At 75.0% G+C, this 20,719-nt stretch carries 19 protein-coding genes; 10 read left to right on the top strand and 9 right to left on the bottom strand.

Annotation, left to right across the window (positions count from 1 at the left end):
• The first annotated feature begins 1 nt into the window (after nt 1).
• Nucleotides 2–1,252, top strand: a complete 1,251-nt coding sequence (locus ACWEQL_RS09995; RefSeq protein ID WP_452149711.1) for an acyl-CoA dehydrogenase family protein — start codon at nt 2–4, stop codon at nt 1,250–1,252.
• An 88-nt stretch (nt 1,253–1,340) separates the two neighbouring features.
• Here ACWEQL_RS09995 and ACWEQL_RS09990 read toward each other — a convergent pair whose 3' ends face one another.
• Both ACWEQL_RS09990 and ACWEQL_RS09985 read right to left on the bottom strand, forming a co-directional pair.
• A complete protein-coding gene (locus ACWEQL_RS09990) occupies nt 1,341–2,042 on the bottom strand; it encodes a class F sortase (RefSeq protein ID WP_452149710.1) in 702 nt (233 codons plus the stop codon).
• On the bottom strand, nt 2,029–2,817 hold the full coding sequence (locus ACWEQL_RS09985) for a hypothetical protein (protein ID WP_452149709.1): 789 nt from the start codon (nt 2,815–2,817) through the stop codon (nt 2,029–2,031). Before ACWEQL_RS09985 ends, ACWEQL_RS09990 begins: the two co-directional genes overlap by 14 nt.
• 209 nt (nt 2,818–3,026) lie before the next feature.
• Between ACWEQL_RS09985 and ACWEQL_RS09980 the strand changes: the two genes are divergently transcribed.
• The 3 genes from ACWEQL_RS09980 (at nt 3,027) to ACWEQL_RS09970 (ending at nt 7,947) form a co-directional block, all read left to right on the top strand.
• Nucleotides 3,027–4,610, top strand: a complete 1,584-nt coding sequence (locus ACWEQL_RS09980) for a 4-coumarate--CoA ligase family protein (protein ID WP_452149719.1) — start codon at nt 3,027–3,029, stop codon at nt 4,608–4,610.
• Between the two features lie 55 nt (nt 4,611–4,665).
• Nucleotides 4,666–5,286, top strand: a complete 621-nt coding sequence (locus tag ACWEQL_RS09975) for a TetR/AcrR family transcriptional regulator (RefSeq protein WP_452149708.1) — start codon at nt 4,666–4,668, stop codon at nt 5,284–5,286.
• A gap of 180 nt (nt 5,287–5,466) precedes the next feature.
• Nucleotides 5,467–7,947 carry a SpoIIE family protein phosphatase gene (locus ACWEQL_RS09970; protein WP_452149707.1) on the top strand — a complete coding sequence of 827 codons (2,481 nt, stop codon included), beginning with the start codon at nt 5,467–5,469 and terminating at the stop codon, nt 7,945–7,947.
• A gap of 22 nt (nt 7,948–7,969) precedes the next feature.
• Here the strand turns inward: ACWEQL_RS09970 and ACWEQL_RS09965 are convergent, their stop codons facing one another.
• From ACWEQL_RS09965 to ACWEQL_RS09935, 7 genes are all read right to left on the bottom strand, one after another.
• A complete protein-coding gene (locus tag ACWEQL_RS09965; RefSeq protein WP_452149706.1) occupies nt 7,970–9,553 on the bottom strand; it encodes an MFS transporter in 1,584 nt (527 codons plus the stop codon).
• The gene (locus ACWEQL_RS09960) at nt 9,550–10,287 is read right to left on the bottom strand and encodes a TetR/AcrR family transcriptional regulator (protein ID WP_452149705.1); all 738 of its coding nucleotides are present in this window, start codon (nt 10,285–10,287) and stop codon (nt 9,550–9,552) included. The genes ACWEQL_RS09965 and ACWEQL_RS09960 overlap by 4 nt, the downstream gene beginning before the upstream one ends.
• Nucleotides 10,288–10,517: 230 nt before the next feature.
• Nucleotides 10,518–10,910 (bottom strand): cell division protein SepF, encoded by a 393-nt coding sequence (locus ACWEQL_RS09955; RefSeq protein ID WP_452149704.1) that lies wholly within the window; start codon nt 10,908–10,910, stop codon nt 10,518–10,520.
• Nucleotides 10,911–11,178: 268 nt separating this feature from the next.
• Nucleotides 11,179–11,694 carry a DinB family protein gene (locus ACWEQL_RS09950; RefSeq protein ID WP_452149703.1) on the bottom strand — a complete coding sequence of 172 codons (516 nt, stop codon included), beginning with the start codon at nt 11,692–11,694 and terminating at the stop codon, nt 11,179–11,181.
• 154 nt (nt 11,695–11,848) lie between these two features.
• Nucleotides 11,849–12,640 carry a TVP38/TMEM64 family protein gene (locus tag ACWEQL_RS09945; RefSeq protein WP_452149702.1) on the bottom strand — a complete coding sequence of 264 codons (792 nt, stop codon included), beginning with the start codon at nt 12,638–12,640 and terminating at the stop codon, nt 11,849–11,851.
• A gap of 122 nt (nt 12,641–12,762) precedes the next feature.
• Nucleotides 12,763–13,665, bottom strand: a complete 903-nt coding sequence (locus ACWEQL_RS09940) for a dienelactone hydrolase family protein (protein ID WP_452149701.1) — start codon at nt 13,663–13,665, stop codon at nt 12,763–12,765.
• A gap of 99 nt (nt 13,666–13,764) precedes the next feature.
• Entirely contained in the window at nt 13,765–15,015 is a 1,251-nt protein-coding gene (locus tag ACWEQL_RS09935) for an MFS transporter (protein WP_452149700.1), read from the bottom strand.
• 119 nt (nt 15,016–15,134) lie between these two features.
• Here ACWEQL_RS09935 and ACWEQL_RS09930 point away from each other — a divergent pair, with 119 nt between their 5' ends.
• The 6 genes from ACWEQL_RS09930 to ACWEQL_RS09905 all read left to right on the top strand — a co-directional run bounded on the left by ACWEQL_RS09930 (nt 15,135) and on the right by ACWEQL_RS09905 (nt 20,621).
• Nucleotides 15,135–16,325, top strand: a complete 1,191-nt coding sequence (locus ACWEQL_RS09930) for an ROK family transcriptional regulator (protein WP_452149699.1) — start codon at nt 15,135–15,137, stop codon at nt 16,323–16,325.
• Between the two features lie 187 nt (nt 16,326–16,512).
• The gene (locus ACWEQL_RS09925; protein WP_452149698.1) at nt 16,513–16,929 is read left to right on the top strand and encodes a TOBE domain-containing protein; all 417 of its coding nucleotides are present in this window, start codon (nt 16,513–16,515) and stop codon (nt 16,927–16,929) included.
• Between the two features lie 172 nt (nt 16,930–17,101).
• A complete protein-coding gene (locus ACWEQL_RS09920) occupies nt 17,102–17,521 on the top strand; it encodes a hypothetical protein (RefSeq protein WP_452149697.1) in 420 nt (139 codons plus the stop codon).
• Nucleotides 17,518–18,294, top strand: a complete 777-nt coding sequence (locus ACWEQL_RS09915; RefSeq protein ID WP_452149696.1) for a glycerophosphodiester phosphodiesterase — start codon at nt 17,518–17,520, stop codon at nt 18,292–18,294. Before ACWEQL_RS09920 ends, ACWEQL_RS09915 begins: the two co-directional genes overlap by 4 nt.
• Entirely contained in the window at nt 18,291–19,463 is a 1,173-nt protein-coding gene (locus ACWEQL_RS09910; protein WP_452149695.1) for a winged helix DNA-binding domain-containing protein, read from the top strand. Before ACWEQL_RS09915 ends, ACWEQL_RS09910 begins: the two co-directional genes overlap by 4 nt.
• A 66-nt stretch (nt 19,464–19,529) precedes the next feature.
• Entirely contained in the window at nt 19,530–20,621 is a 1,092-nt protein-coding gene (locus tag ACWEQL_RS09905; protein ID WP_452149694.1) for an AI-2E family transporter, read from the top strand.
• Nucleotides 20,622–20,719: the final 98 nt, after the last annotated feature.

Raw genomic sequence — 20,719 nt, 5'->3', positions numbered from 1 at the left:
CATGTCCGCACCGCGCACCACCCCCGAAGCCCCCGAAGCCCCTGAAACCCCCGAAGCCGCCGGAACCCCCGGAACCCCCGGGGACGGCCCCGCCGGCGCCCTGATCGAGACCCCCGAGCGGCGGGCCCTGCGCCGCGCCGTCTCCGACCTCGGCCGCCGCTACGGATCCGGCTACTACCTCGCCAAGGCCCGCGCCGGCGAGCCGGCCGAGGAGCTGTGGGCGGAGGCCGGCAAGGCCGGCTACCTCGGCGCCAACCTGCCCGCCGAGTACGGCGGAGGGGGTGGCGGCATCGCCGACCTCGCGATCGTGCTGGAGGAACTCGGCGCCGCCGGCTGCCCGTTGCTGCTCCTCATCGTCTCCCCGGCGATCTGCGGCACGGTCATCGCCCGCTACGGCACCGAGGAGCAGAAGCGCCACTGGCTGCCGGGCCTGGCCGACGGCACCCGCCGGATGGCCTTCGGCATCACCGAACCCGACGCCGGCTCCAACTCCCACCGCATCACCACCACCGCCCGCCGCGACGGCGAGGACTGGCTGCTCACCGGCCGCAAGGTCTTCGTCTCCGGCATCGACCACTGCGACGCGGTGCTGTTCGTCGCCCGCACCGAGGACGCCGCCACGGGCCGGCTCCGGCCCTCCCTGTTCATCGTCCCGCGCGAGGCGGCGGGCTTCGAGTACCGGCCGATCCCGATGGAACTCGTCGCCCCGGAGAAGCAGTTCCAGGTGTTCCTGGACGATGTGCGGCTGCCCGCCGAGGCCCTGGTCGGCGATGAGAACGCCGGACTGCTCCAGCTGTTCGCGGGCCTGAACCCCGAGCGCGTCATGACCGCCGCGTTCTCGCTCGGCCTGGCCCGCCAGGCGCTCGACAAGGCCGTCGACTACGCCCGCACCAGGAAGGTCTGGTCCACCCCGATCGGCGCCCACCAGGGGCTGGCCCATCCGCTCGCCCGGTGCGCCATCGAGATCGAACTCGCCCGGCTGATGACCCAGAAGGCCGCCCTGCTCTACGACGCCGGTGACGACCAGGGCGCCGGTGAGGCCGCCAACATGGCCAAGTACGCGGCCGGCGAGGCCGCCGCCCGTACCGTCGACCAGGCCGTGCAGACCCTCGGCGGCAACGGGCTCACCCAGGAGTACGGGCTGGGCGCGCTGCTCGCCGCCACCCGGGTCGGCCGGGTGGCCCCGGTCAGCCGCGAGATGGTGCTCAACTACGTGGCCCAGCACACCCTGGGCCTGCCCCGCTCGTACTGAGCCACCCGGCACACCCCGGACCCGCCCCGGCAACGGCCGAAGCCGAGGCCGGACAGGGACGAGGCCGGACAGGGACGAGGCCGGAGGCTCAACCCCGGACGGAGGTGAGATGCGCGAACACCACGGTGTTGGACGTGTAGCCGGTGCGCCGGTCGAAGGCGCCGCCGCAGGTGATCAGCCGCAGTTCGGGACGCGGGGTGTCGCCGTACACGGCGGTGTCCGGGAAGGAGCCCTTCGGGAAGACCTGGACGGCGTCCACCGTGTACACGGCGGTGCGGCGGTCCTTGCGGACGACCTCGACGGTGTGGCCGCGGCGCAGCAGCCCCAGCCGGTAGAAGACGGCCGGGCCGGAGCGGGTGTCGGCGTGGCCGACGGCGATCGCGTTGCCGGGGCCGCCGGGCGCCGCGCCGTCGCGGTACCAGCCCACCAGGTTGCGCTGGTCGACCGGCGGGGTGGCGAGGTGCCGGGCCTGATCGAGGCCGAGGGCGGTGACCGGCGCGTCCACCTTGATGGCGGGGATCCGGACGCGGGTCGCGGGGGAGTCCGGCAGCGGCGGCGGGCCGGGTTCCGGCTGCCGCACCGGCACCGCGCCGAGGGCTCCCGGGGGTGTCGCGGGCGCCCCCGGGGCGGCGGCCCCGGCGGGGGCGGGGGGCTGTGGGGGCCCGCCGTCCCCGCCGGCGCCGTCCGTCACCAGCCAGGCCCCGGTGGCGACGGCGACGGCGACGGCCCCGACCGTGAGACGGCCGGGGCCGGAGCCGGGGCGCCGGCGGCGCTGGTCAGGACGTGCCATCGCCTGCCGAGCGCCGGCGCAGCGTCCGGACGGCGAAGGCGGTGGCCGCGGCCAGCAGCGCCGCGCCGCCCAGCACCTGGGCGGTGTCCGGTCCGGACGTGCCGCCGCCACCGGTGCCGACCCCGCCGACCGGCGCGGGCCTGGGCGAGTGGGTGGCCCAGGGGACTGAGGGGGAGGGCGAGCCGGACGGCGAGGGGGAGCCGGAGCCGGAGGCGGACGGCGAGGGGCGGGCCGATCGCGTGGGCGGGGCGCTGGTCGTGGCGCTCGGGCTCGGGGGGTTGGAGAACCGCGTCGGGGTCCCCGAGGGCGCGCTGCTCGCGCAGTTCACGTCGAACACCTTCTGCTTGGCCGCGCCGTTCTCGCCGACGAAGGTCCACTCCAGCTTGTAGTGGCCGTCCGGCAGCGAGTAGGTGCTGCTGGCCCCGGAGCCGCCGGTCAGCACCACGGCGCCGCCGAGCACCACGGCGTTGCCGGTCGGCGGCTGCTGCGAGATGGTCCAGGTGACGAGCTCGATCGTGTCGAAGTCGAACGCGGCCAGGTAGAACCGGCAGACCTTCGGGTCGTTGTTCCGGCTGTTCGGCGCGGTGGCGCTGTCATGGATCTTGACGTCGCCGTTGTCGCCCGGGGCGGCGGAGGCCGTCGGTACCGGTCCGAGGGTGAGGGCCGCGGCCGTCGCGCCGACGAGCGCCAGCCGGGGCGCCAAGGCGCGGGTACGGGTACGGGTACGGGTGCGGCGGGCCCGGGTGGGACGGGCTCTGGGGAGGGGGTGTTCCACGATCGCTCCAGGGTTCGGGGCCGTGCTCTGGGGAGGGGGCGGACGGCCCGTCGGACCACCGTCCGCCCGGGATCGGGGGGCGGCAAGCGTGCCACGCGCCCCTCCCCGCTCGTTCGTCATATCGGCGCAACGGACGCCCCCTGTCCGGGCGCCCCCGTCACGGGCACTCTTGGACGGCCCGTCAGTTGACCCTAGGGAGGCACACCTTGGTGTTCCGCAGCGAGTTCCCCGACGTCGACCTCGTCGACCTCCCGATCCACGACGCCGTGCTGGGCGGCGCCGAGGCGTTCGGTGATCTGCCCGCCCTGGTGGACGGCGTGACCGGCGAGTCGGTGAGTCACGCCCGGCTCGGCGCCGCGGTGCGCCGGGTCGCCGCCGGGCTGGCCGAGGCGGGGCTGCGCAAGGGTGACGTCCTCGCGCTGTTCAGCCCCAACACCGTCGGCTACCCGATGGCCTTCTACGGCGCCACCCGGGCCGGGGCGACCGTCACCACCGTCTCCTCGCTCTCCACCTCAGGCGAGCTCACCGCGCAGCTGCGCGACAGCCGCGCCCGCTGGATCGTCACCGTCTCGCCGTTCCTGCCGGTCGCCCGCGAGGCCGCCGGCAAGCTCGCCGCCGAGGGCCGTCCGATCGCCGAGATCATCGTCCTCGACGGCGCCGAGGGCCACCGCTCGCTCGCCGACCTGCTCGCCGCGACCGGCCCCGAACCCGAGCCGGCCATCGACCCCGGCGAGGACGTGGCGGTCCTGCCGTACTCCAGCGGCACCACCGGTCTGCCCAAGGGCGTGATGCTCACCCACCGCTCGATCGCCACCAACCTCGCCCAGACCGACGCCCTCTACCGGCCCGCCGTCGGCGAACGCGTCCTCGCCGTGCTCCCGTTCTTCCACATCTACGGCCTCGCCGCACTGCTCAACCAGCCGCTGCGCTGCGGCGCCACCGTGGTGGTGCTGCCCCGCTTCGACCTCGAACAGTTCTGCCGCACCGTCCAGGAGCAACGCGTCGAGGCCCTGATCGTCGCGCCGCCGATCGCCCTCGCCCTCGCCAAGCACCCCGTCGTCGACCGCTACGACCTCTCCTCCGTGCGCTACCTGCTGTGCGCCGCCGCCCCGCTGGACCGCGAGCTCGCCGACGCCTGCGCCCGCCGCCTCGGCCTGCCGCGCCTGCTCCAGGGCTACGGCATGACCGAGCTGTCCCCCGTCACCCACGTGGTCTCCCCGGACGACGCCGACCCGTCGCCCGGCTCGGTTGGCCGGATGGTCCCCTCCACCGAGCTGCGGGTCGTCGCCCTCGACGGCAGCGGCACCGACCTCGGCCCCGGCGAGCGCGGCGAACTGCTGATCCGCGGCCCCCAGGTGATGAAGGGCTACTTCGGCCGCCCCTCCGACACCGCCGCCACCGTCGACGCCGACGGCTGGCTGCACACCGGCGACGTCGGCCACGTCGACGGGCGCGGCTACCTCCACGTCGTCGACCGGGTCAAGGAACTGATCAAGTACAAGGGCTACCAGGTCGCCCCCGCCGAACTGGAGGCCGTCCTGCTCACCCACCCGCAGATCGCCGACGCCGCCGTCATCGGCGTCCCGGACGCGGACGGCACCGAGTGCCCCAAGGCCTTCGTGGTCCGCGCGCCCGGCAGCACCCTCACCGGGCCGGAGGTGACCGCCTTCGTGGCCGGCCGGGTCGCCCCGTACAAGAAGGTCCGCGCGGTGGAGTTCCTGGACGCCGTGCCCAGGTCGCCGGCCGGCAAGATCCTCCGCCGCGAGCTGCGCGCCCGCGGGTCGGCCCGCTGAGCATGGCAGGATCGGGCGCGACCGCGCCCCGCACCGGAACGGACCGCCACCGCCGATGACCGCCCACGCCGCCGCCCGCACCCCCCAGCAGGACCGTAGCCGCGCCACCCGCCGGCGGTTGCTGGCGGCGGCCGTGGACTGCCTCGCCGAGCTCGGCTGGAACGGCAGCACCGTCGCCGTCGTCGCCGAACGCGCCGGAGTCTCCCGCGGCGCCGCCCAGCACCACTTCCCGACCCGCGAGGACCTCTTCACCGCCGCCGTCGAACACGTCACCGCCGAGCGCCTCGCCGCCGTACGGGCCCACGCCGACCACCTGCCCCCGCCCGGACCGGAACGCACCGAGGCCGTCGTCGACATGATCGTGCGCCTGTACACCGGACCGCTCTTCCGCGCGGCCCTCCACCTGTGGGTCGCCGCCGCCACCGAGGAGCCGCTGCGCGCCCGGATCATCGCCCTGGAGGGGCACGTCGGACGCGAGGCCCACCGCGCCGCCGTCGAGTTCCTGGACGCCGACGAACGGACCCCCGGCATCCGGGAGAGCGTCCAGGCCACCCTCGACCTCGCCCGCGGCCTGGGCCTGGCCAACCTGCTCACCGACGACGGTGCCCGGCGAACCGGGGTGATCCGCCAGTGGGCGAGCGTCCTGGAGAGTACGCTGCGGCCGGTAGGCCCATGACGGCCGTCCACCGAGACCGATCGGAAAGTCCCTGACAAAGGGGTCGCCGGGCGGCCGATGTCCGTGCAGTCTGGGAGAAACGACCTCGGCGGGTACGGTACCGCGCGCCACAGGAGACCCCTGGGCCACGCATGGAACCGCCCCCGACCGGGAACGAGTCGAACGGGGTGTTGCCTGATCATGCGCGGATTCGACTGGGACGCCGCTACCGGCGCGGCCGCCGACCGGCCCGGGGAGCGGCCGGGGAGCCACCCGGCACGCCTCGACGGCCACCGCCTGGTCCCCGTCGCCACCGCGCTCCTCCAGGACGACGGAACGATTCTCCACTGGAGCGAGGACGCCGAGGCCCTGCTCGGCTACACCGCCGCCGAGGCCGTCGGCAACCAGGCCGCCCGCCTGCTCGTCGAAGAGGCCGAACGCCCCGGCATCCTCTCCCTCTTCGAACGCATCATGAGCGGCAAGGGCTGGTCCGGCGTCGTCCCCGTCCGCCACCGCGACGGCCACCCCGTCGAGCTGGAGTTCCGCACCTACCCCATCGCCGGCCCCGGCAGCACCCTGCTGCTGCTCGCCACCGCCTCCGACGTCGAGGCCCTGCACCGCGTCGAGGCCGACCTCGCCGTCCTCGACGGCATCTTCGGCCAGTCCCCGATCGGCATGGCCGTCTACGACACCGGGCTGCGCTACGTACGGCTCAACGAGGCACTCGCCCGGATGAACGGCGTCCCCATCGCCGACCACGTGGGCCGGCGGATCAGCAGCGTCCTGCCCGGCATCAACAGCGCCGAGATCGAACAGACCATGAGACAGGTGCTCGCCACCGGCAAGCCCGTGGTCGACGCCCGTTCGCACGGCCGCGTCCCCGGCGACCCCCGCCGCGACCGCGCCTGGTCCGCCTCCTACTTCCGCCTGGAGGACTCCACCGGCCGGGTCTTCGGCGTCTGCTCCTCCATCATCGACGTCACCGAACGCTTCCAGGCCGAGGCCCGCGCCGCCCGCGCCCAGGAACGCCTCGCCACCATCGCCGAGGCCACCGCCCGCATCGGCACCACCCTCGACCTCCAGCGCACCGCCGAGGAACTCATCGAGGCCGTCGTCCCCCGCTTCGCCGACTTCGCCACCATCGACCTGCTGGAACCCGTGCTGCGCGGCGCCGAACCCTCCGCCATCCCCTCCGACCGGCCGATCAAACTGCGCGCCGTCGCCGTCGGCGAGTCCTACGAGTCCGGCCTCACCCACGCCGTCGACACCGTCGGCGAGGTCACCGAGTACAGCCCCGACCGCAGCTACACCCAGTGCCTGCGCAGCGGCCGCCCCCTGCTGCGCAGCCACGTCGACGAGAGCGTGCTGCGCGGCCTGGTCGCCACCGAGGAACGCGTCGCCCCCGGCGTCGAGGCCGGCATCCACTCGTACCTGATGGTCCCGCTGACCGCGCGCGGCATGGTCCTCGGCGGATCCGAGTTCATCCGGATGCGCAACCCCGAGCCGTTCAGCGACGCCGACGTCGCCCTCGCCGAGGAACTCGTCGCCCGCACCGCCCTCGCCATCGACAACGCCCGCCTCTACCGGCGCGAACGCGAGACCGCCCTCACCCTGCAGCGCAGCCTGCTGCCCCAGGAGATCCACCGCACCCTCGGCCTGGAGATCGCCTACCGCTACCTGCCCAGCAGCGTGGTCAGCGAGGTCGGCGGCGACTGGTTCGACGTGGTGCCGCTCTCCTGCGGCCGGGTCGCCCTGGTCGTCGGCGACGTCATGGGCCACGGCATCCGGGCCGCCGCCACCATGGGCCAGCTGCGCACCGTGGCCCGCACCCTCGCCACCCTGGACATGCCGCCCGAGCAGGTGCTCAGCCGGCTCGACGAGACCGCCTCCGGCATCGGCGAAGGCCAGTTCGCCACCTGCATCTGCGCCGTCTACGACCCGCTGGAACGCACCGTCCAGGTCGCCTCCGCCGGCCACCTGCCGCCGGTCTGGGTCGGCCCAGACGGCGTGCCCCGCCGGGTCGACCTGCCGCCCGGCGTCCCGCTCGGCGTCGGCGGCGTCGCCTTCGAGTCCATCGAGTTCACCCTCCCCGAGGGCGGCATGGTCGCCCTCTACACCGACGGCCTGGTCGAGCGGCGCGGCCAGGACCTCGACGCCGGCATCGACATGCTCGCCCGTACGCTCGGCGGCCCCGGCCGCACCCTGGAGGAGACCTGCGACGCCGTCCTCGGCGCCCTGGTCACCGACGGCACCGACGACGACATCGCGATGATCATGGCCCGGGTGCTGCCGCTGCCCGCCGGCCGGGTCGCCACCCTCCCGCTCAGCGGCGGCGGACGGCTGCCCGGCAAGGCCCGCCGTTTCACCCGCGAGACCCTCACCGCATGGGGCCTGTCCCCGCTCTGCGACTACGCCGAACTGCTGGTCAGCGAACTCGTCACCAACGCCCTGCTGCACGCCGACGCCCCGCGCCGGCTGCGCCTGTTCCGCGACCGGGTGCTCACCGTGGAGGTCGCCGACGCCGGCGGCCAGACGCCCCAGCTGCGGCCCTTCGCGGAGCAGGACGAGGGCGGGCGCGGCATGTTCCTGGTCAGCGAGCTGGCCCAGCGCTGGGGCAGCCGGCTGACCAGGGACGGCAAGGTGGTCTGGGCGGAGCTGGAGCTCCCGTTCGGGGCCTCGTAGGCGTGTCCCCCGGCCGGGCCGGTCAGCCGGCCCTCACGGGCGCGCGCTCCCCGGCCGCAGGCTCCCCGGAGCCGGCGGCCGACTCGGGCGCCGCGCCCGGCCGGCCGCGCAGCAGGCGCCGGACCAGGACGGCGGCCGCCAGCAGCAGCGCGCCGGCCAGCAGGGCCGCCACGTTCAGACCGTGGACGAAGGCGTCCCGGGCGCTGTCCAGCAGCGGACCGGCCAGCGGCTGCGGCAGGGCGTGGGCGGCCTCGACCGCGCCGCCCAGCGACTCGACCGCCCGGGCGGCCGAGTCCGGGTCGGTGCCCGCCGGGACGCGCAGCCCGCTCGCGTACAGGGCGGTGGCCACCGAGCCGACCAGCGCGATGCCGAGCGCGGTGCCCAGCTCGTACGCGGTCTCGGAGACCGCCGACGCGGCGCCGGACTTCTCGGCGGGGGCCGCCCGGAGCACCAGGTCGGCGCCGAGCGTGTAGACCACGCCCTCGGCCGTACCGGTGAGCAGGAACGACGCGGCCAGCACCAGGTAGGTGGTGTCCTGCTGCACCCAGCCGAGCAGGCCGAGGCCGACACCCATCACCAGCAGGCCCAGCGTCAGCGCCGCGCGGGCGCCGGTGCGCCGGGCCAGCCGGGCGGTCAGCAGACCACCGGCCACCGCGCCGGCGAAGGCCGGGAGCTCGGCCAGCCCGGCCTGCAGCGGGCCGTAGCCGCGCACCAGCTGGAGGTACTGCGAGGTCACGAAGACCTCGCCGGACAGGCCGACCAGGGCGATCAGCGAGGCCAGCACGGCGGCGGTGAAGCGGCGGTCGCGGAACAGCCGCACGTCCAGCAGCGGGGTGTCCAGCCGCAGCTGGCGGCGGACGAAGAGGGCCAGCGCGCCCGCGCCGACCAGGGCGGCGACCGGTACGTCCCAGCGGCCGGGGCCGTGCGTGGCGACCTCCTTGACCGCGTACACCACGCCGATCACACCGGCCAGCGAGAGCAGCACGCTCAGCACGTCCCAGCGGCCGGGCCGGGGATCCCTGGACTCGGGCAGCAGCCAGCCGCCGAGCACCAGCAGCAGCACGAGCACCGGGATGTTCAGCAGGAAGACCGAACCCCACCAGAAGTGCTCCAGCAGCACCCCGCCGACCACGGGGCCGAGCGCCGCGCCGGCGGTGGCCGCGGCGCCCCAGATGCCGATCGCGGTGGCCCGCTCGCGGTCGTCCGGGAAGAGCGAGCGGATCAGCGACAGGGTGGACGGCATGATGGTCGCCCCCGCGACGCCGAGCAGCGCGCGGGCCAGGATCAGCCAGCCGGGGCTCGGCGCGTAGGCGGCCAGCAGGGACGCGGCGCCGAAGGCGGTCGAGCCGGCGAGCAGCAGCCGCTTGCGGCCGATCCGGTCGCTGAGCGAGCCCATCGAGACCAGCAGTCCGGCCAGGACGAAGGAGTAGGCGTCGCCGATCCAGAGCAGCTGGGTGCCGCTGGGGCGCAAGGTCTCGCTGATCGAGGGGATGGCCAGGGAGAGCACGGTCGCGTCGACGGCGACCAGGGTGACGGCCAGGACCAGGACGGCGAGGCCGGTCCAGCGCCGGTCGTGGCCGCGGGGGGTGTGGACGGTGGTGCTCATGGTGTATCGGTTTCCGGTTCCGTATCCGGTGTGTCGGGGGTCGTGGTGGGGGCGGAGGCCCTGGCGACGGGAGTCGTGGGGGCGGAAGCCGCGGGGGCGGGCGTGGGGACGGGAGTCGTGGGGACGCGGGCCGGGGTGGGAGCCGCGGCGGGGGTCGGCGCGGGATCGGGGGCGGCGGGGCCGGGCGGCCCGGGCCGGCGCAGGGCACCGCCGAGGAAGAGCTCGGCGAGCGAGAACGCGCCGTCGCGGGGTGCGAGCCGGCCGTCCTGGACGGCCCAGCCGACGCCGGCCACCAGGTCGAAGAAGGCCTCGCTGAGCCAGGCGGCCGAGAGCTCGATGCGGAAGACGCCCTGCTGCTGGCCGCGCAGGAACAGCGCGTGCATCCGGGTGATCTGGGACTCCCAGAGCTCGTCGATCCCGGGGTCGTCGTAGAGCTGGTTCTCGCCGGCCAGGAAGGCGCACAGCGCGGCGTCCGGCACGACCGCGTCGACCAGCCGGCGCAGCGCCGCGTGGGCGTCGCCGTCCTCGACGGCGGCGGTGTCCAGTGCGGCGCCGAAGCGGCGCAGGCCGAGCAGGCCGACCTCGCGGATCAGCGCCTCCCGGCCCGGGAAGAGCCGGTGCAGGGTGGCGCGGCTGATGCCCGCGGCGCGGGCGATCTCGTCCAGGTGGGCGGTCGGGCGGCGGGAGAGCACGCCCACGGCGGCTTCGAGGACGGAGTCGCGGTCTGTGGCCATGCGGCAAGTGTAGATCAGATGAGACGTCTATGTCTCATAATAATCGTGGATGCCGCATACGAGTTTGTCGAGTCGATCGCCGGGACGGCGGGAGAGGGGCGGCAAGGACGGAAGGCGGGCGGCGGGAACGGGTAACGAGGACGGGCAGCAAAAAACCGGGGACGGCGGTTGCCGTCCCCGGTCGGGTCACTCGGTGGCGTGCCGGGCTGTGTCCGCTCCGGCCGGCCGCGTCAGCTCTGGTTGTAGAAGCCGGTCTCGTCCATCGGCCGGTCGATGACCATCACCTCGACGTCGGCGGGGGTGAGCAGGAACACCCGGCGGGCGATCCGCTCGATCCCGCCGCGGGTGCCGAAGACCAGTCCGGAGGCGAAGTCGACCATGCGCTTGGCCTCGGCCTCGTCCATCTCGGTGAGGTCCATGACCACCGGGGTGCTGGCGCGGATGTGCTCGCCGACCGTCCGGGCGGCCTCGAAGCCGGTGGGGCGCAAGGAGACGATCTTCGTGGGCGCGGGGGCCGACGGGACCGTCTCCTGGTCCATCCACTCGTCGTCGTACACCGCGGCCGGGTAGTTCCCCGAGGGCATCAGCCACCCGTTGTGGTGCTCGTCGCGAAGTGCTCCCATGCCGCGCCTCCCTGCCTCGTCCCGTACGCGTCCCCCGGGTGCGCGCGTCCTTTTGACACGTCATCCACTCGTCGGAACTGTCCGAGTATCGCACTGATCACCGGTGTCGTGCCCGCTCGCGACCGCCGTAAGAGTCGTGCCGCACCGGAACCCGGGCGAACCCGGGCAACTGTTGCGACGCAACTGCACCACGATCGGTTGCGCGCGTAGACCATATCGGTCGGGGTCACCCCTTAATTGACCTTCTGTCAACAATGGGGAAACGATTTCATTCGCCCGTGGCACCGTCCACGAGCTCGCGCAGCAGATCGGCGTGTCCGTTGTGCCGCGCGTACTCCTCGATCATGTGCACCAGGATCCAGCGGAGGGTGACCTCCTCGCCGTGGCGCTCGCGCTTGCCGACGGTCTCCAGCGGCAGTCCCTCGGCGGCCCGGCGGGCGGCCTCGACCTCGGAGCGCCAGGTGGCGAAGCCCTCCTCGGCGGAGGCGGTGTCGACGTCGTCGAAGTCGCCGTCCGGGTTCTCCTTGCTCCAGTAGAGGCCCTCGGCGAACTTCTCGCCGTGGAGTATCGACCGGAACCAGAACCGCTCCACCTGCGACATGTGCCGGACCAGGCCGAGCAGCGAGAGCGAGGACGGCGGCACCGAGCGCAGCCGCAACTGCTCCTCGGTCAGGCCCTCGCACTTGAGCATCAGCGTGGCGCGGTGGAATTCGAGCCAGGAGACGAGCATCGCCGTCTCGTCCGCGGCGAAGGGGGGATCGATCCGTTCGGTGGTGGTCGTCATGTCGGACATCCTGGCGGAGCATGACATGTCCGTGCGAGTGAATACACCGAAGCGGCGTCAGGAGTCCCGGAGGGCGCGGCGGTCGGGACGCCCCGGTGGATCCCGGGGGGCCCGGTGGCCCCGGTGGTCGGGCGCCCCGGGGCGGGTCCGGCCGTCAGGAGGCCGCGGCTTCGATCCCGGCCCCGGCCCCGGCCCCGGCCCCTGCTCCGGCCTTGCGCCTGCGGGCGGAGCGCCACATCGAGAACAGGCTGAACCCCACCAGCACCGCCATGCCCCCGGCCGCCACCAGGAACGCCGCGGAGCCCGGCTCGCCGGCGCTGGCCGCCGCCACCACGTACACGGAGGTGGTGGGCACCACGCCGATCGCGGTGGCCGCCAGGAACGGCCAGAACCGCACGCCGGAGAAGGCCGCGCCGTAGTTGCCCGCCTGGAACGGCAGCCCCGGCAGCACGCGCAGCAGCAGCACGCTGCGGAACCCGTGCTCGGTGAACCGCCGGTCCAGCCCGGTCAGCACCTTCCCCCGCAGGTACGGGCGCAACGCCTCGCGCCCGAGTCCGCGCCCCAGCCCGAAGGCGAGCGCCGCCCCGAGGGTGGTGCCGAGCACCGCCAGCAGGACGCCCTGGCCGGCCCCGAGCAGCAGCCCGGCCGCCGCGTTGAGCGCGGGCCGGGGCAGGAACAGCAGGGTGGCCACCGCGTACAGCAGGACGAAGACCGGTGCCCCGCCCGGGACGCCCTCGCGCAGCAGGGCGGTCGGGCTCCACAGCAGCAGGGACCCGGCCGCCGCGCCGAGCAGGACCAGCAGCAGCGCCAGCCGGAGCCGTGCCGAGCGGGTGGCCCGGTCCGGCCGGGAGCCGACCGGGCCGGGGCCCTCCGGCATGGCGGGCACCGGCGGGGTGGCCGGGGCCGGTGACGCGGGCGGGGCGGGCGGGGCGGTGGTGTGGGACACCGTTCGAGGTTAACCGGTGGGGTCGGCCGGGCCCGGGGCCGGTTCCGGGCTGTGACCGGGCCGTGGCCGGACCGCGGGGCGAGTCAGGGGTCGGGCCGGGGAGGGCGGATCCGGGAGCGGGGTCAGTGCGCGGCCGCGCCGCCCGGGTGACGCGGGTGGCCGGGGTGGACCGGGCGGCCGGGGCCGGCCAGGAAGTCGAGCAGGCGCCGCCAGGCGTCCTCGGCCGCCCCGGTGTGACCGTCCGTGCGTCCGTCCCCGGGCCCGGCCGTCGGCGCGTCCGGGTGCCCGTCGGCGCCGCGGGCCGTGGCGAGTTCGAAGAAGTTGTGCGGCGCGCCCGGGTAGGTGACGAAGGTGTGCGGGGTGCCGGCCGCCGTGAGCGCCTCGTCGAAGGCGGCCACGGCGGCGGGCGGGATGTGTTCGTCGGCGCCGCCCCACAGGGCGAGGACGGGCGCCGTGAGGCCGGCCGCCAGCTGGGTGGGGCCGGGGGCGCCGTTGAGGGTGTCCGGGAAGCCGTAGAAGCCGACCGCGCCGGCCAGGCCGAAGCGGGGTGCGGCGGCCCGGAAGGCCTGGCGCCCGCCGAAGCAGAAGCCGAGCGCCACGACCTCCGCGGCGCCGGCGGAGCGCAGGTGGTCGGCGGCGGCGGTGATGTCCGCGTCCAGGCCGTCCGGGGTGAGTGCGAGCAGGTGCGGCAGCAGGTTCGGCATGTCGCCGAATTCCGGTCCGCGGTTCTCCGGGTCACGGGTCGCCGGATCGTCCGCGGTGGTGCGGCCGAAATAGTCGATGGCGAGTGCCGGGTGCCCCTGTTCGGCGAGCCGGACGGTGAGGCGCCGGTAGAAGGGGGAAAGTCCCCGGTTATCGGGCAGGACCACCACGGACGGCCCGGCGGGGCGCTCCGGGACGGCCAGGTGGGCGGCGAACGGCGTGCCGTCCGTGGAGGTCAGGGTGAGCGGACCGGCCTGGGGCGGGGCGCCGGGGAGCGGCGGACGGGCAGGGGCCGGGGGTGCGGCGTCGCGGTCGTGGCACATGGGCGTATTCCTTCGCGGGGTCGCGGAAACCGCCGGGTGCGGAATCGGTGCACCCGGCGGTCGGCGATATTAGCGGGGAATTCCCGTGGATTTTCTTCACTATATCGTGGAAAGATCCTTTTTGGAAGGCGTTTCCGATTGCGTTGCGGTCACGCTTTCCGATGCCTTTCCGTCGGCCCGGCGCAGCGCGCCCGCGCCCAGGGTGAGCGCGAAGGCGAGCGCCGTGACCGCGCCGAAGGAGACGGTCAGCGAGGTGGCCTGGGCGAGCGCGCCGATGATCGCGGGGGCGACCAGGCCGGAGGTGTAGGTGACCGTGGCGACGCCGGCGATCGCCTGGCTGGGGTTGCTGCCGATCCGGCCCGCCGCGGCGAAGGCCAGCGGCACCACGACGGCGATCCCGATGCCGATCAGCGCGAAGCCGGGGATCGCCACCGCGGGGCTGTCCGCGGCGACCACCAGCAGCCCGCCGACGGTCGCGATCACCCCGCTGAGCCGGGTCGCCCGGACGGCGCCGATCCGGCGGATCACCGTGTCGCCGGCCAGCCGGCTGACCGCCATGGTGAGCGCGAACGCCGTGTACGAGGCCGCCGCGACGGTGGGGGAGGCGTGGGTGACGTCCCGCAGGTAGACGCCGCTCCAGTCCATCGAGGCGCCCTCGGCGAACACCGCGCAGAACCCGACCAGCCCGATCACCAGCGAGCTGCGTGGGGGCAGGGCGAAGCGCGGCGGGGCCTCGGCCTGCGCGGCCTCCTCGGCGGGCGCCGTCCGCGGCAGTCCACGGCAGGCCAGCAGGCCGGCGGCGAGCAGCACCAGCGAGGTGACCGTGAGCTGGATCCGGGGGTCGAGGTCCTGGTGGGCGGCGAGGATGCCGAAGCCGGAGGCGACCAGCCCGCCCACGCTCCACATCCCGTGCAGGCCGGCCATGATCGAACGGCCGAGCCGCCGCTCGACGTCCACCCCCTCGCCGTTCATCACCACGTCCGCCATGCCCGCCGTCCCGCCGAAGACCAGCAGGGCCAGGCAGAGCGCCGGGAGCGAGGGGGCGAGCACGGGCAGGCTGAGCGCCAGGCACCAGAAGGAGAGCAGCCAGCGCAGCGCGGTCGGGCCGCCGTGGCGGTGCACCAGCCGGCCGGCGAGCGGCATGGCGAGCGAGGAGCCGAGCGCCGGCATCACCAGCGCGAGGCCGAGCTGCCCGGCCGAGAGGTCGAGGCGGTCCTGGATCCACGGGATCCGGGTGACGAAGGTGCCGCTGACCGCGCCGTGCACGGCGAACACCAGGGCGATGCTCACTCTCGCCCGGCGTGCGGACCCGAGCGGGTCCGGTGCGTTCCTGTTCAAGTTCTCGATCATGCGGCGATCCCTCCCGGTCGCGGAAGGCGCGACGGTGCCCTGGGCGCGGCTCCGCGCCTCGGTTCGATAAATTATCAGGAAGGGACCCTGATAGAAACAGTCTGCGAGGATGACCTGCCATGACCACCCCGCGCACGGCCACGCCGAGCACCGCCCGGGCGATCAACGACCGGCTGGCCCTCAACCTGCTCCTCGACCAGGGGCCGCTGACCGCCACCGAACTGCGCGGGCTCACCGGCCTCTCCCGTCCCACCGTCGCCGACCTGCTGGAACGCCTCCAGCGCACCGGCCTGGTCGCCGTCGTCGGCGAGCGCGGCGAACAGCGGCGCGGACCCAACGCCCGCCTCTACGCCCTGGTCGCCTCCCGCGCCCACCTCGCCGCCGTCGACGTGCGCTCCGGCGGCGTCAGCCTGGTCGTCGCCGACCTCGCCGGACGCAGCCTGGCCGGCACCGAACTCACCGTCGACCAGGACGAGGGCACCCCCCGGCAGATCGCCGACCGGATCGTCCGCGCCCTGCTCGACGCCACCCGCGCCGCCGGCGTCCCGCACCTGCACACCGTCGCCGTCGGCGCCCCCGGCCTGGTCGACCACGCCACCGGCCGCCTCAACAGCCCCGGCGAACTCCCCGGCTGGCACGCCGGACTGCTCGCCGCCCTGCGCGAGCTGCCCGACACCGACGTCATCCTGGAGAACGAGGTCAACCTCGCCGGCCTCGCCGAGTACCGCATCGGCGCCGCCCGCGACCGCGACACCTTCGTGCTGCTCTGGCTCGGCAGCGGCGTCGGCGCCGCGGTCATCCTCGACGGCAGGCTCCGCCGTGGCGCGGCCGGCGGCACCGGCGAGATCGCCTTCCTGCCCGTCCCCGGCACACCCGGACTGCCCTCCGACAGCGGCTGCGAGGGCGGCTTCCACAGCCTCGTCGGCTCCACCGCCGTCTGCGAGCTCGCCCGCGCGCACGGCCTGCCCGCCGACCCCGCCGACGACGCCCTCGCCGCCGAGGCCGCCGTCCGCGCCGCCCTCGCGGCCGGGCCCGCCGGCGAGGCCTTCCTGGACGCCCTCGCCGAGCGGATCGCCGTCGGCGCCGCCGCCGTCTGCGTCGTCCTCGACCCCGGATGCGTGGTGCTCGGCGGCGAGGTCGGCCGGGCCGGCGGCGCCGAACTGGCCCGCCGCGTCGAACGGCGCCTGGCCGGACTCAACCCGCTGCGCACCGAGGTCCGCGCGGGCACGGCAGGCGGCGGCGCGATCCTCAGCGGCGCGGTGCTCACGGCGGGCGACGCCGTCCGGCGGGACCTCTTCGGCGAGCCCTGAGGCGGGACGGCGAGACCGTCGTACGGCAGGATGACCGCGTGGGCGCGTGCCCGGGCGGGGTCCGTTCCCGGCCGGTGCGGCGTCCGTTCCCGTACGCTCCCTGCGTTGCGGACCCGTCCGTACCCGTTCTCGCCCGTTCCCACCCGTTCTCATCGGCACCCGGCCGAGCAGTCGTCAGGAGTCGCACATGGGTCAGCCCGAGGTGCCGGTCAACCCGTACCGGATCGGCGAGGCAGCGGCCCTGCTCGGGGTCAGCACCGACACCATGCGCCGCTGGGTGGACGCCGGCCGGGTCGCCGCCGACCGGGACGAGCACGGCCACCGGATCATCCCCGGCGCCCAGCTCGCCGCGTTCGCCCGCGAGCTGGCCCGTCCGGAGAACGCCGAGGCCGAGGGGCGCCCCTCGTCGGCGCGCAACCGGTTCCCCGGCATCGTCACCGAGGTGCTGCTCGGCGACGTCGCCGCCCAGGTCGAGATCCAGGCGGGGCCGTTCCGGGTGGTCTCGCTGATCAGCCGGGAGTCCGCCGAGGAACTCGGCCTGGTGCCGGGCGCGCCGGCGACCGCGGTCATCAAGTCCACCAATGTGATGGTCGAACTCCGCTGACCCGCCGGCCGTTGATCTGCCGGTCGCCGACCTTCACGTCGCCGACCTTCACGTCACCGACCTGCCCACCGCTGATCCACGCGTCACCCGTCAGACGAGCCGGCTCCACGAGCCACCGACGAGAGGCCCGCCCCTGATGCCCCACCCGCCGTTGCCGACCACCCAGAGTGCCGTGCTCGCGATCGAGGCGGTGGCCGCCCGCCACGGCCGCGAGGTCCGCGCCACCCACGACATCGGCCGCGACCGGACCTTCGCCGGGCTCACCGCTCCGCAGGGCCCGGAGCTCGCCGGCCCGGACCTGGCCGCGGTACCCCACGAGGCGCTGCTGGAGATCGCCGGCCGGCCGGAGACCGACGTACGTCTCCTCGGCCACGACGACGCCGTGGTCACCCTCGACGGCATCCCCTTCGACGTCCCGCGCGACAGCGTCCCCGCCTTCCTCGACGCGGTCTGGAGCGGCGACGTCCGCGTCCGTCAGCGCACCTTCCCGCCGTCCGCCACACTGATCGTGTCCGTGGCCGGCGAACCCGACTACCGTGAGGCGATCACCATGCTCCAGCTCACCCCCTGGCTCGCGGGGCTGGTCCGATGAGCGCCGCCACCTCCGCCGCCGCCCCCGTGAAGGCCACCTCCATGGCAGCCACCTCCGCCGGGGCCTCCGTGGGCCCCTCCCGTCCGGTGCTCGCCGTCGCCCACCGGGGCGACCCGTACCGGTACCGCGAGAACACCCTGCCCTCCATCGAGTCCGCGCTCGCCGCCGGCGCCGACGCCGTCGAGGTCGACGTCCAGCTCACCCGCGACGGCGTCCCCGTCCTGCTGCACGACGAGACCCTCGAACGGCTCTGGGAGGACCCGCGCCCGATCCGCCGGGTCACCCTCGACCAGTTGGACGGGCTGCGCCGGGGCCCCCTCGCCGTCCCCACCCTCGCCGAGGCGCTCAAGGCCGTCACCGCCACGCCGCGCGCCCGACTGCTGATCGACCTGGACGACCCGCGCCCCGCCGCGGCCACCTGGGAGGCCGTGACCGGCCTCGGCGCCGAACACCGGGTCGCCTTCTGCGGCCCGGCCACCGCGATGCTCGCCGTCCGCGCCCTCAGCGCCGACGCCGAGATCGCGCTCACCTGGAAGCAGCCCCGGCTGCCCGCCCCGGCCCTGCTCGCCGACCTGCGCCCGCGCTACCTCAACCCGCCGTTCGGACTGGTCACCGCCGATCTCACGGCCGCCGCCCACGACGCCGGCCTCGCCGTCTCCACCTGGACCGCCGACCTGCGCCGCACCATGCGCCGGCTGCGCGCCGCCGGCGTCGACTCCATCACCAGCAACCGGATCGCCGTGCTGCGCTCGGTCCTGGACGGCCGGCGGTGAGCGGCCGCAGGACGGCCGACGGGCCCTCGGCCGCCGCCCCGCCGGTGCTCGGTCCGCGGGCGCTCGGCCGCGCGCTGCTGGCCCGTCAGCACCTGCTCGCCCGGACCGACCTGACGCCGACCGTGATGATCGAGCACCTGATCGGCCTCCAGGCGCAGGCGGTGCCGCAGCCCCCGTACGTCGGCCTCTGGTCCCGGCTGGAGGACTTCCGGCCGGAGGGGCTCAGCGCGCTCCTGGAGGGCCGCGAGGTGGTCCGGATCGCGCTCCAGCGCGGCACCATCCACCTGGTCACCGCCCGGGACTGCCTGATGCTGCGCCCGCTGGTGCAGCCCGTCATCGAGCGCGGGACCCGCGGCGCCTTCGGCAAGCGGCTGGTCGGCGTCGACCTGGCGGGGCTCGCCGCCGAGGCCCGGGAACTCGTCGAGGCCGAGCCGCGGACCTTCCAGCACCTCGGCGCGGAACTCGCGGCCGGACGGCCCGGCGGTGACCCCGCCGCGCTCGCCCAGGCGGCGCGCTGGCTGCTGCCGCTGGTCCAGGTGCCGCCGCGCGGGATCTGGGGCCGCAGCGGCCCCGCCGCCCACACCACCGCCGAGCACTGGCTCGGCCGGCCGCTCGACCCCGAGCCGTCGATCGGCGAGGTCACGCTGCGCTACCTCGCCGCCTTCGGCCCGGCCACCGCCGCCGACCTGCAGAAGTGGTGCGGCCTCACCCGGCTCGCCCCCGTGCTCGCCCGGCTCGCCCCGCAGCTGGTCACCTTCCGCGACGAGCACGGCCGGCTGCTGTACGACCTGCCCGACGCGCCCCGTCCGGACCCGGACACCCCGGCGCCGGTACGGCTGATCGCCCCCTTCGACAACCTGCTGCTCTCGCACGCCGACCGCACCCGGGTGCTGCCCGAGGAATACCGGCGCCGGGTGATGACCCAGAACGGCATCGTCCTCGGCAGCCTGCTGGTGGACGGCCTGGTCGCCGGCAACTGGGAGCTGACGAAGCGCGAGGACGGCGGGTGGGCCGTGGCGATCCGCCCGTACCTGCCGCTGCGGCGGGCCGAGGAGCGGGCCGCGCGCGCGGAGGCGGAGCGGCTGCTCGCGTTCGCGGGTGGGGGTGCGGGTGCGGGTGGGGCCGGGGTCGGGGCTGGGGAGGTTCGGCTGGAGGAGGCGGACGGGTAGGGGAGGGCTTGTGGTGGGGCCAAGAGCTTACGGGCGCTGGGGTGCGTCATGTGCTGATATGTCCGTATGGCAGCCGAACCCGAGCGCGACGACCGCCCGCCCTACACCGGACTGCCGCCCGTCGTCCGGACCGCCGGGGCCTGGTCGGTGGCCGTCATCCTGTTCATCACCGTCGCCTCGCTGGTCGTCTTCGCCTTCGTCGAACTGCGCGCCGCCACCATCCCGGTGGTCCTCGCACTGCTCGGCACCTCGCTGCTCCAGCCCGTGATGCCGTGGATGGTCCGCCACGGTGTCGGCCGCGGCCCGGCCGCCGGGCTCACCTGCGCCGTGCTGGTCCTGGCCGTCGGCGGGGTGATCACCCTGCTGGTCAACTCCCTGGTGCACAGCGCCCCGCAGATCGCCGACGCGCTCGAGGACTCGGGCAGCCGGATCGCCCAATGGCTCGGCCCGCTCGGTGAGAAGCTCCGGCACGCGCTGGAGAACACGCAGGGGGAGACCGACTCGCTGGTCTCCACGGTCGCCGCCGGTGTGCTGTCCGGACTCGGCCTCGTCACCCAGCTGCTCACCGGCGGGGTGCTCGCGCTCGCCCTGGTGTTCTTCTTCCTGCGTGACGGCCACCGCACCGGCGAGGTCGTGCGCGCGCACCTGTCCCCCCGTACCGCCGGGACCGTGATGGCCTGCGGGCAGCGGGCCTTCGACGCGATGGCCGGCTTCATGCGGGGCACCACCGTGATCGCGGCGATCGACGCCACCTTCATCACCATCGGCCTGGCGATCCTCGGCGTCCCCGGGGCGCCCGGCCTCGGTGCGCTGGTCTTCATGGGCGCGTACATCCCGTTCGTCGGTGCCTTCCTCTCCGGCACGGTCGCCGTGCTGGTCGCGCTGGCGGACGGCGGGCTCGGCCTGGCGCTCTGGACGCTCGGCGTGGTGCTGGCCGTGCAGGCCGTGGAGGGCAACGTCCTGCAACCGGTCATCCAGAGCAGGACGGTGGCGCTCCACCCGGCGACCATCATGATCGCCGTGGTGGCCGGCTCCGGGGTCGCGGGCATCCTCGGGGCGCTGTTCGCGGTGCCGCTCTGCGCGGCCGTGGTCGGCGTGGTCTCGGTGCTGCGCGGCGCCGGGGAGGACGAACGGCGGCCCGCGGACGGCAGGGGCTGAATCCGGCTTGCCAAGGAAACTGATTCCGTGTCAGGGTCGGGACGGTCAAGATCATCATCATTGTCGTCGGCGTCGGGACGTTGACGGGAACCGAGCGG

The organism is Kitasatospora sp. NPDC004240 (assembly GCF_053603215.1).
The sequence above is the reverse complement of the archived record's forward strand: the minus strand, read 5'-3'. Positions and strand labels throughout refer to the sequence as shown.

Bases quoted from the DNA above. Each gene is read 5' to 3' on its own strand.
- ACWEQL_RS09970 (WP_452149707.1), top strand. From the start codon at position 5,467: ATGCGCGGATTCGACTGGGACGCCGCTACCGGCGCGGCCGCCGACCGG.
- ACWEQL_RS09975 (WP_452149708.1), top strand. From the start codon at position 4,666: ATGACCGCCCACGCCGCCGCCCGCACCCCCCAGCAGGACCGTAGCCGC.
- ACWEQL_RS09930 (WP_452149699.1), top strand. From the start codon at position 15,135: ATGACCACCCCGCGCACGGCCACGCCGAGCACCGCCCGGGCGATCAAC.
- ACWEQL_RS09960 (WP_452149705.1), bottom strand. From the start codon at position 10,287: ATGGCCACAGACCGCGACTCCGTCCTCGAAGCCGCCGTGGGCGTGCTC.
- ACWEQL_RS09940 (WP_452149701.1), bottom strand. From the start codon at position 13,665: ATGTGCCACGACCGCGACGCCGCACCCCCGGCCCCTGCCCGTCCGCCG.
- ACWEQL_RS09915 (WP_452149696.1), top strand. From the start codon at position 17,518: ATGAGCGCCGCCACCTCCGCCGCCGCCCCCGTGAAGGCCACCTCCATG.
- ACWEQL_RS09965 (WP_452149706.1), bottom strand. From the start codon at position 9,553: ATGAGCACCACCGTCCACACCCCCCGCGGCCACGACCGGCGCTGGACC.
- ACWEQL_RS09935 (WP_452149700.1), bottom strand. From the start codon at position 15,015: ATGATCGAGAACTTGAACAGGAACGCACCGGACCCGCTCGGGTCCGCA.
- ACWEQL_RS09990 (WP_452149710.1), bottom strand. From the start codon at position 2,042: ATGGCACGTCCTGACCAGCGCCGCCGGCGCCCCGGCTCCGGCCCCGGC.
- ACWEQL_RS09955 (WP_452149704.1), bottom strand. From the start codon at position 10,910: ATGGGAGCACTTCGCGACGAGCACCACAACGGGTGGCTGATGCCCTCG.
- ACWEQL_RS09995 (WP_452149711.1), top strand. From the start codon at position 2: ATGTCCGCACCGCGCACCACCCCCGAAGCCCCCGAAGCCCCTGAAACC.
- ACWEQL_RS09925 (WP_452149698.1), top strand. From the start codon at position 16,513: ATGGGTCAGCCCGAGGTGCCGGTCAACCCGTACCGGATCGGCGAGGCA.
- ACWEQL_RS09950 (WP_452149703.1), bottom strand. From the start codon at position 11,694: ATGACGACCACCACCGAACGGATCGATCCCCCCTTCGCCGCGGACGAG.
- ACWEQL_RS09905 (WP_452149694.1), top strand. From the start codon at position 19,530: ATGGCAGCCGAACCCGAGCGCGACGACCGCCCGCCCTACACCGGACTG.